At 57.1% G+C, this 16970-nt stretch carries 15 protein-coding genes; 8 read left to right on the forward strand and 7 right to left on the reverse strand.

The genetic code is table 11. From position 1 onward, the window contains the following. Positions 1-5: 5 nt before the first annotated feature. Positions 6-1562, reverse strand: a complete 1557-nt coding sequence (locus FE788_RS11435; RefSeq protein ID WP_138380763.1) for a FadD3 family acyl-CoA ligase — start codon at positions 1560-1562, stop codon at positions 6-8. Between the two features lie 104 nt (positions 1563-1666). On the opposite strand from FE788_RS11435, the gene FE788_RS11440 reads away from it, so the two are divergent. Both FE788_RS11440 and FE788_RS11445 read left to right on the forward strand, forming a co-directional pair. Next, on the forward strand, positions 1667-2461 hold the full coding sequence (locus FE788_RS11440; protein WP_210413944.1) for an SDR family oxidoreductase: 795 nt from the start codon (positions 1667-1669) through the stop codon (positions 2459-2461). Positions 2462-2684: 223 nt separating this feature from the next. Further along, positions 2685-3761, forward strand: a complete 1077-nt coding sequence (locus FE788_RS11445; protein WP_138380765.1) for an aromatic ring-hydroxylating dioxygenase subunit alpha — start codon at positions 2685-2687, stop codon at positions 3759-3761. 178 nt (positions 3762-3939) lie between these two features. On the opposite strand, the gene FE788_RS11450 is transcribed toward FE788_RS11445, so the two are convergent. The 5 genes from FE788_RS11450 to FE788_RS11470 form a co-directional block, all read right to left on the reverse strand. Further along, a complete protein-coding gene (locus tag FE788_RS11450; protein WP_138380766.1) occupies positions 3940-5640 on the reverse strand; it encodes an FAD-binding protein in 1701 nt (566 codons plus the stop codon). Between the two features lie 59 nt (positions 5641-5699). Next, positions 5700-6932, reverse strand: coding sequence for an NAD(P)H-binding protein (locus tag FE788_RS11455; protein WP_138380767.1), 1233 nt, complete (start codon positions 6930-6932; stop codon positions 5700-5702). A 37-nt stretch (positions 6933-6969) separates the two neighbouring features. Then, a complete protein-coding gene (locus FE788_RS11460; RefSeq protein WP_138380768.1) occupies positions 6970-8235 on the reverse strand; it encodes a cytochrome P450 in 1266 nt (421 codons plus the stop codon). A 424-nt stretch (positions 8236-8659) separates the two neighbouring features. Then, complete coding sequence (locus FE788_RS11465; protein ID WP_138380769.1) at positions 8660-9001, reverse strand: cell division protein ZapA; 342 nt, start codon at positions 8999-9001, stop codon at positions 8660-8662. Positions 9002-9089: 88 nt separating this feature from the next. After that, positions 9090-9461: a hypothetical protein gene (locus tag FE788_RS11470; protein WP_138380770.1), complete on the reverse strand. Its 372-nt coding sequence runs from the start codon at positions 9459-9461 to the stop codon at positions 9090-9092. Positions 9462-9784: 323 nt separating this feature from the next. On the opposite strand from FE788_RS11470, the gene tkt reads away from it, so the two are divergent. The 5 genes from tkt (at position 9785) to thiE (ending at position 15803) form a co-directional block, all read left to right on the forward strand. Then, positions 9785-11755: a transketolase gene (tkt, locus tag FE788_RS11475; protein ID WP_138380771.1), complete on the forward strand. Its 1971-nt coding sequence runs from the start codon at positions 9785-9787 to the stop codon at positions 11753-11755. Between the two features lie 42 nt (positions 11756-11797). Then, on the forward strand, positions 11798-12802 hold the full coding sequence (gap, locus tag FE788_RS11480; protein ID WP_138380772.1) for a type I glyceraldehyde-3-phosphate dehydrogenase: 1005 nt from the start codon (positions 11798-11800) through the stop codon (positions 12800-12802). A 25-nt stretch (positions 12803-12827) separates the two neighbouring features. Then, a complete protein-coding gene (locus FE788_RS11485) occupies positions 12828-14039 on the forward strand; it encodes a phosphoglycerate kinase (RefSeq protein WP_138380773.1) in 1212 nt (403 codons plus the stop codon). A gap of 84 nt (positions 14040-14123) precedes the next feature. After that, positions 14124-15044 carry a class I fructose-bisphosphate aldolase gene (locus FE788_RS11490; protein ID WP_138380774.1) on the forward strand — a complete coding sequence of 307 codons (921 nt, stop codon included), beginning with the start codon at positions 14124-14126 and terminating at the stop codon, positions 15042-15044. A 114-nt stretch (positions 15045-15158) separates the two neighbouring features. Then, entirely contained in the window at positions 15159-15803 is a 645-nt protein-coding gene (gene thiE / locus FE788_RS11495) for a thiamine phosphate synthase (protein WP_138380775.1), read from the forward strand. Positions 15804-15825: 22 nt separating this feature from the next. Here the strand turns inward: thiE and FE788_RS11500 are convergent, their stop codons facing one another. Continuing rightward, complete coding sequence (locus FE788_RS11500; protein ID WP_138380776.1) at positions 15826-16719, reverse strand: hypothetical protein; 894 nt, start codon at positions 16717-16719, stop codon at positions 15826-15828. Between FE788_RS11500 and FE788_RS11505 the strand changes: the two genes are divergently transcribed. Further along, positions 16710-16937 carry a hypothetical protein gene (locus FE788_RS11505; RefSeq protein ID WP_138380777.1) on the forward strand — a complete coding sequence of 76 codons (228 nt, stop codon included), beginning with the start codon at positions 16710-16712 and terminating at the stop codon, positions 16935-16937. The genes FE788_RS11500 and FE788_RS11505 overlap by 10 nt on opposite strands. The last annotated feature ends 33 nt before the right edge of the window (positions 16938-16970 follow it).

Below are 16970 nucleotides of genomic sequence, written 5' to 3' on the forward strand. Positions count from 1 at the left end.
CCTATTCAGACCAGTTTATATTTTTCCACTTTGCCCGATGCATTTCTGGGAAAGTCGTTTACGAAAGTAACATAACGCGGCACCTTATAATTAGCCATGTTTTTTCTGGCCCATTCCATTACCTGCGCAGCATTTAAATCTGCGCCTGTCGCTGGAATAATATAAGCATGTCCCACTTCGCCCAGCCGCTGGTCCGCCACCCCCTTCACGGCCACATCAGCGATTTCCGGATGCCGGCGCAGAATAGTTTCAATTTCCGCCGGGAAACAGTTAAAGCCACCGGTGATATACATATCCTTTTTACGGTCAGTGATGGTGATGTATCCTTGCTCATTCATGACGCCGATGTCCCCGGTGTGCAACCACCCCTCTTCGTCGATCGCCTCCCGGGTTGCCGCCGCATCATGCAGATAGCCCCGCATCACATTGTATCCACGCACCAGAATTTCCCCCGCTTCCCCCGGCGAAACCCGGCATCCCGCCGCATCACGGATACAAACCTCCACTCCCTTTATGGGACGTCCCGCCGTGGCCGACACCGTCTCCAAACTATCGCCCCGCTCACACAAGCTCACCACACCGCAGGCTTCCGTCAGGCCATATCCCGTCAACACATCCGCAAATCCGAGGTCCTCGCGCATGCGGCGCACCAATTCCACCGGCACCACCGCCGCGCCCGTAATGGACACCCGCAGCGACGACAGATCATATGCCCCGCGCGCCCCATGTTCCAGGAGCGACTGAAAAACCGTCGGCGGCCCCGGGAACACTGTAATGCGCGCCCGGGAGATGATCTCAAAAACTTCAGCTGTATCGAATTTGGCCAGCGGATACACCGTCGCCCCGGTCAACAGGCAGGCCAGCCAGCCGGCCTTGTAGCCAAAGCTGTGAAAAAACGGATTCACCACAAGATAACGGTCTCCCTGCCGCAATCCCACCGCCGCGCTCCAGCTCCGGAAGACCCGGACATTCTGGCCGTGACAGGTCATAACCCCCTTGGGAGCGCCCGTTGTGCCCGAAGTAAATATAATATCCGAGACATCCCCCTCATCCAGTGCCGCCAGGCGCGTCCACAAATCTGCCGCCGTGACGTCAGACCCCATTGCCTCAAATTCCGCCAGCGGCAGAGCCCGCGCCGACCGCCCCCGCAAGGTAACGACCATTTTCAGGTCCGGCATGTCCTCATCCGCCAGCAACGTCGGGTAATCACATCCCAGAAACCCTGACACCGTAAACAGGATTCGCACATTGGCGCGACGCAGGATTTCCGCAGCCTCTGCCCCCTTATAGCGCGTATTCAGAGGCACCAGCACGCCGCCAGCCATCTGCCCGGCCAGTGCCGCCACAATCCATTCCGCACAATTAGGCGCCCAGATCGCGAACCGCTCCCCCTTTTCAAGCCCCGCCGCCAGCATGGCCCGTCCAAGTCGCTCGACCCGGTCCATCAAACCGGAATAAGTCATCCGGATCTGCCCATCGCAGACAGCAGGAACCGCCGCCCAGCGCCGGACCGCCTCACACAACATCCCAGGAATGGTTACCGTATTTTCAATTTTGCGCATTTTTTATAACCTTAATTACGCTTATAGACATTTATTATCGGTTATGACACATTATATGCGTAATGTTAAGTTTTAAATCATCGCACCGTGAAGGGAGCACTCACGTGACAGAATTTCAGAAAAAAACCGTAATTGTCACCGGTGGAACCAAAGGCATTGGCCGTTGCATCGCCCGGCGCTTTTTACAGCAAGGCGCCCGGGTCTATGTCTGCAGCAGATCCACCCCCGACGACCTGCCCACTTACGAAAATAACCGGGCCGCTTTCATCCCCGCCGACATCCGTGATCCGGAACAGATCCAGCAGGTCATCGACACGGCCTTGGAAGAAGCCGGCCGGCTGGACATTTTGATCAACAACGCCGGCGGAAGCCCGGAAACCTCCGCCGCCACAGCTTCGCCGCGCTTTTCGGACTCGATCATCCGGCTTAACCTGATTGCGCCCCTGATCTTTAGCCAAAAAGCCTATGCCGCCATCAGGGCCACTGCAGGCACCGGAAGCATTATCAATATCGCTAGTGTATCCGGCACCCGCCCCTCACCCGGCACCGCTGCCTACGGCGCGGCCAAGGCCGGCCTGATCAGCCTCACCCGCTCTCTGGCCCAGGAATGGGGGCCGGATGTGCGCCTTAACGCCGTGGTGGCCGGCCTTATTCAGACCGATGCCGCCGACGACCATTACACCGGCACACACGGACCGGAAGCCATCGCCCGCGCCCTGCCGCTCAAGCGTTTGGGCCGGCCCGACGACATCGCCGAAGCCTGCCTGTTCCTGGCCTCCCGCGCCGCCTCATATATCAGTGGTGCGGCACTGGAAGTTGCGGGCGGCGGCGAACCGCCGGTCCATCTTGTTCTGACAGGACAGCCCCTAAAAACAACCGACAAAGACACAGCCGGCTGAGGAGAGCGGGCTAACAGCCCCGCAACCATCAGCCTGCCCTCACGAACCACAAAAAAGAAAACTACGAAAAAAGCGAAAATATATTAATATAATTTTCAATATTAGTAATTATTCATTGATATTTTTGCTGTTTTATTGTAGTTTTCACAAAACATCCATAAAATACCATAATCTTCAGGGCGGTACATCGTCATAGATTAAAAACAATTTTGGGAGACATATCTTGGCTCAAACCAAAGATTACAATCTGGGAGAATTCACCTATCCGCGGGGCTGGTTTGTGATTGCCGAATCCTGCGAACTGGACAACGGCCCCAAAGCCGTGCGTTTTTTCGGCAAGGATTTTGCCCTGTATCGCGGCAAGAGCGGCCGGCCGGTTCTGCTGGATGCCTATTGTTCCCATATGGGCACCCATCTTGCGGCCAGCACCAGCACCTCTATCGTCCGCACCGGGGAACAAATCGAAGGCGATTCCATCCGGTGCCCCTATCACGGCTGGCGGTTTGGCCCTGATGGCAGGTGCGAGGAGATCCCCTATTTTGAGGGACGCTGTCCCACTGCCGCCAACATCCGTTCTTATCCCGTCAGGGAAGTCATGGGCTGCATCGTCACCTGGCATGACCCCGAAGGCGGCGAACCGGATTACGACCCGCCCGTCTTAGAAGAATGGAACGACCCGGCCTGGGTACGCTGGAAACTGGACCACTTGGGAACGCTCGACGTGCATCCCCAGGAAATCATCGACAACATGGCCGACGCCCATCACTTGGGCCCCACCCACGGCGCGCCCAGCGAATATTTTGAAAATGAATTCAGGGACCATGTTTATATTCAACGCCAAGGCGGCGTTCACAAAGGCTATCAGACTATGCTCATGACCAGCACATGGTACACTGGCCCCGGTATTTTGTTGTCCAAACAACAATTTGGGGACAAGCTGATTTATGAGTTCATTGCCAATACGCCGGTGGAAGACGGTAAGGTCCAGGTCTGGCACGCCACCCTGTACAAGGCTGCCAACACCCCACCAACGGAACAGGACATTGCCGCCGCCCGTGACGTGCAGGCCAACGCCCTGGCCTCTTTCGCCCAGGACTTTGAGGTCTGGAAAAACAAACGCCCAGCACTGAATATTCTTCAAATCGTCACCGACGGCCCCTTCGCCAAAGGACGCCTCTGGTACAAACAGTTTTATAATCCCCGCGCCATGGCCGCAACCTTCCAAGAAAAGGTCAACGGCAGGCGGAATCCCACCAATCTGCCGGATCCGACCGAAGAACGCCGGGCCTTCGGCATATAGTCGCCTGTGGCATTCAGAGTGAATTGTGCATAGATTGACCCATTCATAATTCACTCTATTCTTCAGGATTCTGGGGACCCTTGACACGTTTGTCACCGCTTTGGGCACGTCTTCCCACAGCCTCAAACGCAACTTGCCCCGGCACAGTTAGTGCCGGGGGCCTTTCAGCCTCCTTTGTTTAAGGAATATTCCCGTGACCGGCACCCACTGCATGCCGGGCCGCCCGGCGACCTGAAAAAACACAATCCGCCAGAGACAGGCCGGACACATAAGAACGGGAACAAATCCCCACTGCCGCCCGCCCGACGGCATAAAGCCCCCGCACGGGCCGGCCATCCTCGCACAGCACTAGCCCGCTTTCCTCTGCCACCACCAGGCCACCAAGCGTCAGCGTCGCCATCGGATAGACCGAACTTGTGATGGACATGTCCAGGGCATAATAGGGAGGTGCTTGCAACCGGGCCATATGCGCCGGGTCTTTGCGGTAAAGGTCATCTTCCCCCTTGAGAACCGCCTGATTATACTCATCCACCGTTGCCTGAAGCGCCGCTGCCGGTATCCCAAGCTTCCCCGCCAATCCGGCCAGGTCAGCGGCTTTCTGACAATTAAACATCATATTGACAACCCCAAGCAGCCATTGCAGACCCGTCATCCTCCGCCCCAGAAGATTTCGTATATGCCACAGCTCGCGCCAGGTCGCCCGAACCAAATCCGCATCCAGGATCAAATAACCGCGCCCCTGCCCCTTTTCACAAATTGCCTCCCCAAGCGTGCCGCCATATTGCGATTCATCGTCCAGGCGCCGACCGTCGCCATCGACCAACACGCCCCGAATCCAGTTTTGCGGCGGATTGATAAACCGCCAGGCCGAAACACGCTGCATATGGGCTGTCGCCCCGCCAACCGATTGTCCCAGCGCAATGCCGCTACCGTTACATCCTGCGGTTCCAAGAGGAAACCCCCGGGCATAAGACGGCGCATAATGTGCCATCATGTCGCGATTAAACACAAACCCGCCCGTTGCCAGAATCACAGCTTTGCGGGCCTTTAGAAAAACCCTTTCCCGTGGCGCACCGGCTTCGATCTCAAGCGCCTTTTGTCGTGCCGCCCGGGCCTTGTCCGGCCGGGACAAATGACACACCCGCGCCCGGCGCATATATCGACAAAAACGACGGGCTGCATTGCTCTTCGGCGGCAGGCGCAGCATTTCCACCCCGATCACCCGCCCCGATACGTCCTGTAGCAAACGGACCACTTCACACAGCAGATACGGCACAGCCCCTTTGTCCAGGGCCGCCCGTTTCAAGGGCGCAAACAGATCCGGGCGACCGGAAGACGGCGACCGTCTTTTCCGGGGATGACGGGCCCGATGCCCGCGGGGAGCGGGCTTCGCCTGATCACGAAAACGCAGGCCCAATTCATTACCGGAATGATACAGAGAATAAAGCCCCGGAGGCAAGGCGGTCTTCCCAGGGAAATACGCCCCTCCAAAGGTCACACCCTGCCGCTCCAGCCAGTCAATCATGCCCGCACTCCCCTCACAAAAAGCCCGCAGCGTATGGTCCGTGACCACCTCCCCCACTTCTTGCTTCAGATAAGCAAACATATTTTCAGGACTGTCGAAGATATTGTTCTGCCGTTGATACCTGGTGCCCCCACCAGCATAGACCACATTGCCGCTTATGGCCGTTGCACCGCCCGGCTCAAACCGCTCCACGAGCGCCACCTGTGCCCCTTTATCCAGCGCCTCAAGAGCTGCCACCACTCCGGCGCCGCCAAATCCCACGACCACCACATCATACGAGGCCGCCCACGGAATAGCGTCTTCCGATGCCACGATCTGTGGAGGACTGATACGGTCATGAACAAAGGGGAGCATCACCCTCTCCCTGATTAAGGTGAAAATGGACGTGCCCCGACAACAGAACCATCAGCCTGTCATCCGGAGCCTTCCTGTCTCGCAACGGCCTGTGTCACCGGATGATCTGCATCCGCGCGCCACAGCTCATCAAACAGGTTCAAGGTATCCACCGCGTAATGAAAGCCGGCCTGTCGGGCCTTGGCCATTGAATAACAGACATCCCAGTTGCAAATCATCGCCATGTCTATGAAGCGCAGATGGTATACCAGCATCTCTTCCATCGGCAGCCCCCGCCCGCGCACTTGCTCCAGAATAAACCGCTCGGCGCTCACGGCCTGCTCCGGCACCTGCCAGGCCAAATCATAATGTTGCGCCAGACGTGGCCATAATTCCTGCCAGGTAAAAGGGTCGCCATTGGCGGCTGTAAAGCTCTGGTTCACAACTGGAGATGCTGCCCCATCTTCGTCATTTTCCTGACATCCCGCATGAGAAGCCACCCACCAGGCCATTTTGGCCAGCAGATCCGTGCTGGTCACCTCCCACAACCGGGAAAAAATCTCCCGCCCGCCGGGGAACAGCAGCGGCACCCCCATCCGCCGACAGGCCTGGGCATAACAGGACAACGCAAGGACCAGATTTTGGAACGAATATTCATTCTGCCCCACCAGATAGGTCGGGCGCAAAATATTCCAGGCCACCCCGGAAGCCTTCAACTCATCCTCAACGTCAAAATACCAGTTGGAGACTTCAAACCGTCGATCTGTTTCCCTAATGGGAAGCTTCCAGTGAGGATTGAATACCGGTCCTGCCTGAATGCCGTAATAACGGGTCCCCGTCACCAGCGTCACATGTTTCAGATCGTGCGGCTCTTCTCTTAACACCATAAGAACATTGCGGAAAGCCGCCAGATTGCGCTTTTCGGGATCGTGGGTGAATGTCAGCGCGGCCAGTTTATGCAGAATGGCTTCGGAAATTTCCCGCCGCCCCGCATAGCGGCGCAACAGCCGCCGAAACGCTTCAGGATTTATGGGAAATTTCCCTCCCATGGCCGCCGTGACCGGAATATGCGCCGCATAAAACAAATGGGTCACACGGTAGCCTTCCAGGGCCTGACGCAACCCGCCGCTGTCCTGAATATCGGCATTTATAATCCTGACCGATGCAGAAGGCGGCGTAAATGGGCGCCGCGCGAGTGCCAGCGGCTGAACCGTTGCCTTGCCCGCAAGTTCCCGTAAAATGGCGCTGCCCGCCATCCCGGATCCGCCCACCACAAGGGCCGTCATAGAAGGCTGGTTTGCTGGCACCGTCATGCGGAACTCACCCCAGCGCCTTTGTTCGGAAAAAATTTCATGAGTCCCCTCCCTGTTTGTGTACAAGAAAACGCTTCAGGGCTCGTAACACTTTGTTGTGTTCGTCATAAACCGGTTCGGAAACCAGGGTCAGATCTGGAAAATGTTCAAACAACATGGACACGGCAATCCGGCTTTCCATAATGGCAAGGAACTGCCCCACACAAATATGTTTGCTGCGTCCGAAGGCAATCACCTTGGACGTATCGCGGGTCACATCGAAGACATCGGGACGGGGAAACACCTCCGGGCAGAACTGCGCGGCCGCAGAAATGGGATAAACCATTTCTCCCTTGCCGATCCGACAGCCCTTCCATTCCACATCTTCCAGCGCGTAGCGGGGAACTCCCATTTTCATAAAGAAGTCATATCTCAGCACTTCCATAATGGCGTTATCCCAAAGCTCCGGCCGCTCTTCGAGAATCTGGCGTTGCTGCGGGAAACGCATCAGATTGAGCACAGCATTGCAGATCAGATAGATTGTGCTTTCCGAGCCCCCGGCCATCACCATCCCCACCAGCGCCACCAGCTCATCATCGCTGAGACGATCCTCCTGGTCACAGGCCAGGATCAGATGCTCCAGGATGGTCTCTGCCGGGCGCCCCTGCTGAATCTGGCGCCGCTGCCTCTCGATAACCTCACGAACCAGCCTCACCCCGTTGGTGATCAGCCGCCTTTTCTCTGCCACCTCTTCAGGCGGGAAATCCAGAGACGGATCAAACAGCTCCACATAGGCCACAGCGAACTGCTGAAATTCCCGATGCAGGTGGAAGGGAATGCCCAACAGGCCCTGCATGACCTGAACGGGAATATCATAAGCAAAATCATGCACCACATCGAAAACCTCCCTATCCCTGAGAGTGTCTATTTTTTGAGCCACGATGTTTTCGATAATGGTTTTGTATTTCTGAAGGGGCCCCCTCTGGAAACTGGGCATGATCAAACGCCGGACCCGGTTATGGTCAAGACCGCTCAGCGCCAGAAGATCGTTGCTTTTCAGGTCATCCCATTCCTTGTTTTCCCCGACCTCCCCCGGATCGTAATATTTCCAGTCGGCCAGATTGATGGAAAAACGGCTGTCCGACTGAATGCGAACCACATCCTCATAATCCGACATCAGCCAGGCCCGGCCTTCTCGCCAATAGGCCACCGGCGCCTTTTCCCGCAACTCCTTATATGCCGGATACGGATTCTTCAGGAATTCTTCCGAATGCGGATCAAAGGAAACTCTATTTTCGACAGCCTTTTCTTCCACAACACTCATCTTCCGCCCCCTTTCGTCACATTACGTTAACTGTCCAGATCAACTCGCTGACCCCCTACACTTCGACACCCCTTATTTACTGCTACATAATTTACGCATATTTTTATATTAGTCAAACTTAATTGACTTTTACTGCAAAAAAATTGTTATTTATTTACGAAATATTCAATATATGCATCCCCTAAGAACACAAAAAGCCCCCTCGCCCTGACCGGGCGACACACCCAACAGCCGTTTTATGAGAGACTTATTCTGTGCAAGAATTATAGAGTGAATTGTAAATAGGTTGACCGGCGCCGAACCCCGAGCCCATAAATATCCGCATGAATATCCGCGCGAATATTCCTGTGGATATCATTGTGTATATCCTTGTGGATATCGTTCCGCCCCAGAAGCTCTTTCAGGCCGGGGAAAAACGAAAACCTCATTCGTTCTCCAAGGAACGGGCGAGGGTTTCAACCCTTTTGACGGCTGTCTCCAGAAGGCGTTCATATTCCGGCGCATCCCTCGTGGAAAGAGGAATTCCGGACGGTGTTCCCCCCTCTGTCGCAACGCCCGCCCCATTACGAAGTTCAAACAGTTCATCAGCGATCAGAATAGAGGTCATCAGTAACAAACGGGTATCGGTAATCAGCGGAAGCCGGTCTTTCAGTTGCTGTGCCTTTTCATCCACATAGGCGGCGAGCTGGGCCAGACGCTCCTCTTCGCCGTCGCGACAGGCAAGGTGATAGGACTGATTGTTAAAGGTGACGGTAATTTCGGCCATGATGTTTTCTGTTTCCTGAAAGCTGATGTTGTGGAGCAGATGCCATTAACACCCGCGTTCTCCCCGGGGTCTCTTCAGAGTCGGAGTCTCAGTGCAGTCGTTCGTCCGCCATGATCCGGTCCAGCCGGTCAATCACGGCCTCCAGGTCCCGATCTGCCGATTCGGTCCGGTTTTCCAGTTCCCTGACATAGTCCCGGAGTTTTTCATGCTCCCCCTCAAGCGTTTCATATTCTTCCCGGAGCTTGTCCAGTGTCCTGAGCAAGGTGCGGTTTTCCGCTTCAAGCCGGGCCAGATATTCGGCCTGTTCATCGCCAGCAGCCGCCTGATCCGGGCCTACCTTACGGGCCCGCCCCTTAAGGTCAAGCGCCGCCCGTTCCAACCGGACCAGCGCTGCTTCCAACGCTTCCTCAAGGGCGGCAATTCCGTTTTCTTCTGTAGTCTCTTTTTTGTTTTGCGTCATGTTCTTCCCCCTGATCCGTCCGCGCACGGGGCCGGATATGCCTATGGCATATAGCCTAGAGTGAATTGTGCATAGGTTGGCTCAATTCACTCTAACGCCATTTCCCCCGGAAAATCCACCGAAAACGAATCCCGTCCGACAATCCGCCCCATTTCTGCCCGCCCCACCATAAGGATTAAAGCACTGAATCTGTTTTAATTGTCAGAAAATGTTGACGCAACGACGGGTTTTGTCCATTGTGCGCGCGATTAACGTGTAGTTTTGCATGTCGTGTGCTGGCTCACCCGACATGTCCATTGAACATACAGATCGGCAAGAGGAATATGACAGTATCACATGGCGATATGGCCAATGCCATCCGTGCGCTCAGCATGGATGCGGTGCAGGCGGCAAATTCAGGTCATCCGGGCATGCCCATGGGAATGGCGGATGTGGCGACAGTTCTTTTTACCCAATATCTGAAATTTGACCCAGCCTGGCCGGAATGGCCCGATCGCGACCGGTTTGTGCTGTCCGCCGGTCACGGCTCCATGCTGATCTATTCCCTCCTTTACCTCACCGGCTATGACAGCCCGACCCTGGAGGACATCAAAAACTTCCGCCAGTTGCATAGCCCCTGTGCCGGCCATCCGGAATATGTGGAAATTCCGGGCGTGGAAATGACCACCGGACCGCTGGGCCAGGGACTGGCGACTTCCGTTGGCATGGCGCTGGCCGAACGCCTGAGCGCCGCCCGCATGGGAAATATTATTGATCATTATACCTATGTGCTGGCCGGGGACGGCTGCCTGATGGAAGGTGTCAGCCACGAAGCCCTTTCCCTTGCCGGCCATCTCAAGCTCGGCAAGCTGATTGTGCTGTGGGACGACAACAGAATCTGTATTGACGGCAGCACCGACATGACCGTCAGCGATGACCAGATGGCGCGCTTCGCCGCCCATAACTGGCATACCATTGCCGTGGACGGCCATAATCCGGATGAGATTGCCGCCGCCATTGAAGCCGCACAACAGGATGAGCGGCCATCGCTGATTGCCTGCCGCACCACCATTGGCTATGGCGCGCCCAACAAGCAGGGAACGGCCGCCACCCACGGCGCGGCTTTGGGCGAGGCGGAAGTGGCAGCCGCCCGGGAATTCCTCGGCTGGCCCCATGCGCCTTTTGAGATTCCGGAAGATATTCTTCAGGCCTGGCGCGCTGCCGGCGCCCGCCACAAGGCCACGGTGGCCGCCTGGAAAGAACAGTATGAGGCCCTCGACGCCGGCCTTAAGGCCGATTTTGAACGGCGCCTGAACCGGGACCTGCCCGAAGGTCTCGAAGCCGCCATTGTCGATTACAAGAAACAGCTTGTGGCCGAACCGAAAAAAGTCGCCACCCGCAAGGCGTCCGAAATGGCGCTCAATGTCATCAATCCGCTGATGCAGGAAACCATTGGCGGGTCTGCCGACCTTACCGGCTCCAACAACACCAAAACCGCTGATATGACTGTCGTCACCCGCGATGACTTCTCCGGCCGCTACATCCATTACGGGGTGCGCGAGTTTGGCATGGCAGCCTGCATGAACGGCCTGGCGCTGCATGGGGAATATGTCCCTTACGGCGGCACTTTCCTGGTCTTTACCGATTATTGCCGCCCGGCCATTCGTCTGTCCGCCCTGATGGAACAGCGGGTGATTTATGTGATGACCCATGACAGTATCGGTCTGGGCGAGGACGGTCCGACCCATCAGCCGATTGAACATCTGGCAAGCTTGCGCGCCATGCCCAATCTGGCCGTCTACCGGCCTGCGGACGCGGTGGAGACCGCCGAATGCTGGCTTGCGGCCCTGGAAGACAAGGACCGGCCGAGTATTCTGGTGCTGACCCGTCAGGGGCTGGAACAGGTCCGCCTCAGCCATACGGATGAAAACCTGTCCGCCAAAGGCGGTTATGTGCTGCATGAGGCAGACGGTGAGGCCCAGGCCACCTTGATCGCCACCGGCTCCGAAGTCGAGCTGGCCGTCAAAGCGCGAAGCGAGCTGCAACAGGCCGGCATCCCGACCCGCGTGGTGTCCATGCCGTGTCTCGAACGTTTCGAGGAACAGGACGATGCCTATAAATCCCATGTCCTCGGCAACACCCCCACCAATGTTGTTGTGGAAGCGGGCGCCACTTTTGGATGGGAACGGTATGTGGGCCGCAAGGGCATCATTATTGGTATTGATCGTTTCGGCGCCTCCGCCCCGGCGAAAGACCTGTTTGCGCATTACGGCATGACGGTTGACGCCATTGTCAATGCCGTTAAAAACGCGTAAGAACAAGAAAACAGCAAAATCTATCAACTGGAGATACACCTCATGGCAACACGTGTAGCAATCAACGGTTTTGGACGTATCGGCCGCCTGGCCCTGCGCGCGATTTACGAATCAGGTCGGGAAGACATCGAAGTGGTCGGCATCAACGACTTGGGCGATGTTGACATGAATGCCTACCTTCTGAAACGGGATTCCGTGCACGGCCCCTTCCCCTTTGACATCAAGGTGGAAGGTGACAGCATCAATCTTGGCCGGGGGCCGATCAAGGTCACCGCGGAACGCGATCCGGCCAATCTGCCTTGGGGTGAACTGGGTGTGGACATCGTTTATGAGTGCACCGGCATCTTCACCCATCGCGACAAAGCCAAGGCCCATCTGGACGCCGGCGCCAAAAAAGTGCTGATTTCCGCGCCTGGCACCGAAGTAGATCTGACCGTTGTTTACGGCGTCAACCATGACAAGCTGGAAGCCGGCCACACCATTGTCTCCAATGCCTCCTGCACCACCAACTGCCTGGCGCCTGTGGCCCAGGTGCTCAATGAAACCGTGGGCATTGAAAAAGGCTATATGACCACGGTGCATGCCTATACCGGGGATCAGCCGGTGCTTGATACGCTGCACAAAGATCCGCGGCGCGCCCGTGCCGCCGGCCTCAGCATGATTCCGACCTCCACCGGTGCGGCCAAAGCCGTGGGTCTGGTGCTGCCGGAACTGGCCGGCAAGCTGGACGGTTCCGCCGTGCGGGTCCCGACTCCGAACGTGTCCATGATCGATCTGAAATTCGTGGCCAAAAAATCCACCACGGCCGAGGAGGTCAATGCCGCCATCCGCGAGGCGGCCAATGGCCGCCTGAAAGGCGTTCTGGCTTATGTGGACGAACCGTCCGTTTCCATCGACTATAACCATGACGCCCACAGCTCCAGCTTCGATGCCTCCCAGACCAAGGTCATGGACGGCACACTGGTGCGGGTCTTAAGCTGGTATGACAATGAATGGGGCTTCTCCAACCGGATGTCCGATACCGCCAGCGTGATGGCGTCTCTGTAAGACCAAAAAAGGGGGACGCGCCATTATGGCAACGTTCAAGAATATTCAATCCCTGGGCGCGCTTGAAGGCAAGCGCGTCCTTGTTCGTGCTGACCTCAATGTGCCCATGAAGGCCGATCATGAGGGCGACATGACCGTCACCGATGACACCCGCATCCGTTCCGTGGCGCCTACACTCAAGGCCCTGTCCGAACAGGGCGCCAAGGTCATCGTCATGTCCCATTTCGGCCGCCCGAAAGGCCAGACTGTTCCGGAAATGTCTCTGGAACCGCTGGGACAGCCGCTGGCCAACATCACCGGCCTGCCGGTATTGTTCATTAATGACTGTATTGGCGCCGAAGTGGCGGAAACCATCGACGGCATGGAAAACGGCGCTGTGTTGCTGTTGGAAAATGTGCGCTTTTATCCGGGCGAAGAAGACAACGACCCTGAATTCGCCAGGGCGCTGGCCCAGAATGGCGATGTTTTCGTCAATGACGCCTTTTCTTGCTGCCACCGGGCACACGCCTCCACCGAAGGCATTGCCCATTTGCTGCCGAGCGCGGCGGGCCTTGCGCTGGAAGCGGAACTTAAGGCGCTGGAAAACGCCTTGGGCAATCCGCAACATCCCGTCGCCGCCGTGGTTGGCGGGGCCAAGGTGTCCACCAAGCTTGATGTGCTCACTCATCTGGTGGAAAAGGTCGATCATCTAATTATCGGCGGCGGCATGGCCAACACCTTCCTTGCCGCCCAAGGGGTGGATGTGGGCAAGTCGCTGTGTGAACATGACCTGGCTGACACCGCCCGCGATATTCTCGCCCGTGCCGAGGCCGCCGGCTGCACAGTTCATCTGCCCACTGACGTGGTAGTGGCAAAAGAATTCAAGGCCCATGCAGACAACCGCACCGTGGCCCTTGATGACGTGGCCCAGAATGAGATGATTCTGGATGTGGGGCCGGCTTCCGTCGCCAAGCTGGCGGAACAGCTGAAAAGCTGCAAGACCCTGATCTGGAACGGCCCGATGGGGGCCTTCGAAATTGAACCGTTCGATGCCGCCACCGTCACCCTGGCCAAGGCGGCCGGGGCGCTGACCGAGGCCGGTAGTCTGCTGAGCGTTGCTGGCGGCGGCGACACGGTGGCGGCCCTCAATCATGCGGGCGTGGCGGAACAGTTTTCCCACATTTCCACCGCTGGCGGGGCCTTCCTCGAATGGATGGAAGGCAAGGAACTGCCCGGTGTGAAGGTTCTAAAACAGTAGCCTTATCTTAAGGACCCCGCCGTATAAGGACGGGGTCCCGTTTTTCCAAAATAACAACCGATATCTGTGACTAAGGATAATCCCATGAAAATAACACGCAAAGTTAAACAGATCCTGTCCTATTACGAAAGCGACAATCCGGGCACCAAGGCCAACCTCGCCCGCATTCTGATGACCGGCAAGCTGGCCGGAACCGGCAAGATGATCATTCTGCCGGTGGACCAGGGCTTTGAACACGGCCCGGCCCGCAGCTTCGCCCCCAACCCCCCGGCCTATGATCCCCATTATCATTACAAGCTGGCCATTGATGCCGGCCTGAATGCCTATGCCTCGACGCTCGGCATGCTGGAAGCGGGCGCGGATACCTTTGCCGGCCAGATCCCGACCATCCTGAAAATCAACAGCTCCAACAGCTGGGCCACCACCAAGGACCAGTCCGTCAACGCCTCCGTTAATGACGCGCTCCGGCTTGGCTGTTCCGCTGTCGGCTTCACCATGTATCCAGGCTCCGAACATGCCCTGGAACTGATGGAAGAATTCCGGGAAATCGCCGAAGAAGCCAAAGCCGCCGGCCTCGCCGTGGTGCTCTGGTCTTATCCGCGCGGCGGGAAGTTGAGCAAGGACGGGGAGACCGCCATGGATGTGGGCGCCTATGCCGCGCACCTGGCTGCCGAGCTTGGCGCCCATATCATCAAGGTGAAACTGCCGTCTGACCATCTGGAGCAGCCGGAAGCCAAAAAAGTTTTCGAAGAACAGGGCATCGACATTTCCACCCAGGCCGCCCGAGTGCGCGAAGTGATGCGCTCCGCCTTTAACGGCCGGCGGCTGGTGGTCTTCTCCGGCGGGGCCAAGAAAGGCGCCAACAGCGTCTATGACGACGCCCGCGCCATCCGCGACGGCGGCGGCAACGGCTCCATCATCGGCCGCAACACCTTCCAGCGTCCGCGCGAGGAAGCCCTTGAAATGCTCAATAAAATCATCGCCATCTATAAGGGCCAGGACTAAGGCCCCCACCAAGCAATTCGTTTCGGAAAAGCCGGGTCCCGACGGGCCCGGTTTTTTATTGACCCTTCCGCGCTTTGCGCTATCAATGAAACAGTATTCACAGAGGGACACGTGATGGCACAAACGCGACTTTATCTGATTACGCCCCCGAAAATTGACCTGAACAGGTTCCCGGAACAATTAAGCGCGGCACTGGACGGTGGGGACGTGGCCTGTGTGCAATTGCGCCTCAAGGATGTGCCGGAACAAGACATACTTCATGCTGCCGAGCGGCTGATGCCGGTCTGTCACGACAGGGACGTGGCATTTCTTATCAATGATCATGTGGAGCTTGCGGCCCGAGTCGGGGCCGACGGCGTCCATGTGGGTCAGGACGACATGCCGTACAAGGAGGCCCGCGCGATGCTTGGCAAAGACGCCATTGTCGGCGTGACCTGCCATGCGAGCCGCCATCTCGCCATGGTCGCAGGCGAGGCCGGCGCGGATTATGTAGCCTTTGGCGCCTTTTATCCCACCACCACCAAAGAGCCCAAAGCAACCGCCGATCCGGAAATTCTGCGCTGGTGGGCGGAGCTGTTCGAGGTGCCCTGTGTCGCCATCGGCGGCATTACCGTGGACAACTGCCGTCCCCTGATCGAGGCAGGGGCGGATTTCATCGCCGTCAGCAGCGGCGTCTGGGGCCATCCCGACGGTCCCGCCGAAGCGGTCAGGCAGTTTAACGAAGTGATTGCCAACGTACCAGCCGGCGAGGATGTTTAGAGTGAATTGTGGATAGGTTGGCTCAATTCACTCTAGACAATCTTTTCTTTGAGGATTGCTTGGTCTTGAACAGCCACCGCATGCCCCAGCCCAGCATGCCCGACAGCCCAAGCACCAGTCCATACGGCAAAGTTTGATACAGCAGGATGTTTTGCCCTTCCGCCTCCCCCGCGACGCCCGGCAGCGCATACCCCTCATATTCCAAACTTGCCTCCATCAATAGATAATCCCCCCGCCCGTCCAGCGTGAACGGCAGGATCCCGTCTTCGGTCAGATCCCGCATGGCCGCGAGGCTGAGCATTTTGCGGCGAATAGCGAAACGGTCGGCGTAACCGTCCCATTCCTCCCGCAGCCGACGCTGGGTAATCTGGTAAAGCGCCCGCCTTTCCCCGCTTACCGGATCATCCCGCAGTCCCATGAAACTGCGGGCTTCGCCCCGGTCCAAAGTCCTCTCATGCCGTCGACGACTGGACGCCGCGAAAAACATGTCGGCACCGATGCGCAACCGCGCCAGTTCTTCGGGATTGGAATAAGTGACCACCACTTCCTGCATATAGGTTTCTTCCACCGCCGGACGCGGCGCACGGTTCCCCCCTTCCGTCATAAACCGTCTTGACGCATTGACCTTCTGCGGCAGCCCCCGCCGCTCCCTGCGGTGCCATATATCATTGTCCTGAAAAAGAAACGTTACCGAAAGCCGAGTGAGAATAACCCGGGGCGCGTCCCCCCATTTGCCGGTCAGGTCAAAATGACCGGTATAAGGGTTCTCCGCCGTGATCAGAAGAGCGTCGGGCCGCAAGGTCAACCGACCAGATATTTCCCGCCCAACTTCCCGTTCAGTTTCCCGCCCCTTGGCCCCGCCCGGCGGCGCGACCAGCGACAGGGCCATCAGAAACTGCCAGAGACGTGTATTCAAACGGAATTTCCGGAGCGAATGCAGCAAAACTGGCACCTTTATCAACAAAGCTTTATCAACAAAAAGGGAAAAGCGCCTTTCTGGCTGCTACCCTGCTGGCGGGGGACATTCTACACCCGCATCATCATACAAAACGCTATCTGAAAAACCTCATCAAGCTCTTAACAAAAGGTAAAACCTTAACAATCTGCCGTTTTTTTCCTCGCCTGGTCCTTTAACCCTAAAAAATTTGTTTGAGCTGTCATTTTCCT

Origin of the sequence: Luteithermobacter gelatinilyticus, from assembly GCF_005849285.1 — a bacterium.
Lineage (GTDB): Bacteria > Pseudomonadota > Alphaproteobacteria > Sphingomonadales > Emcibacteraceae > Luteithermobacter > Luteithermobacter gelatinilyticus.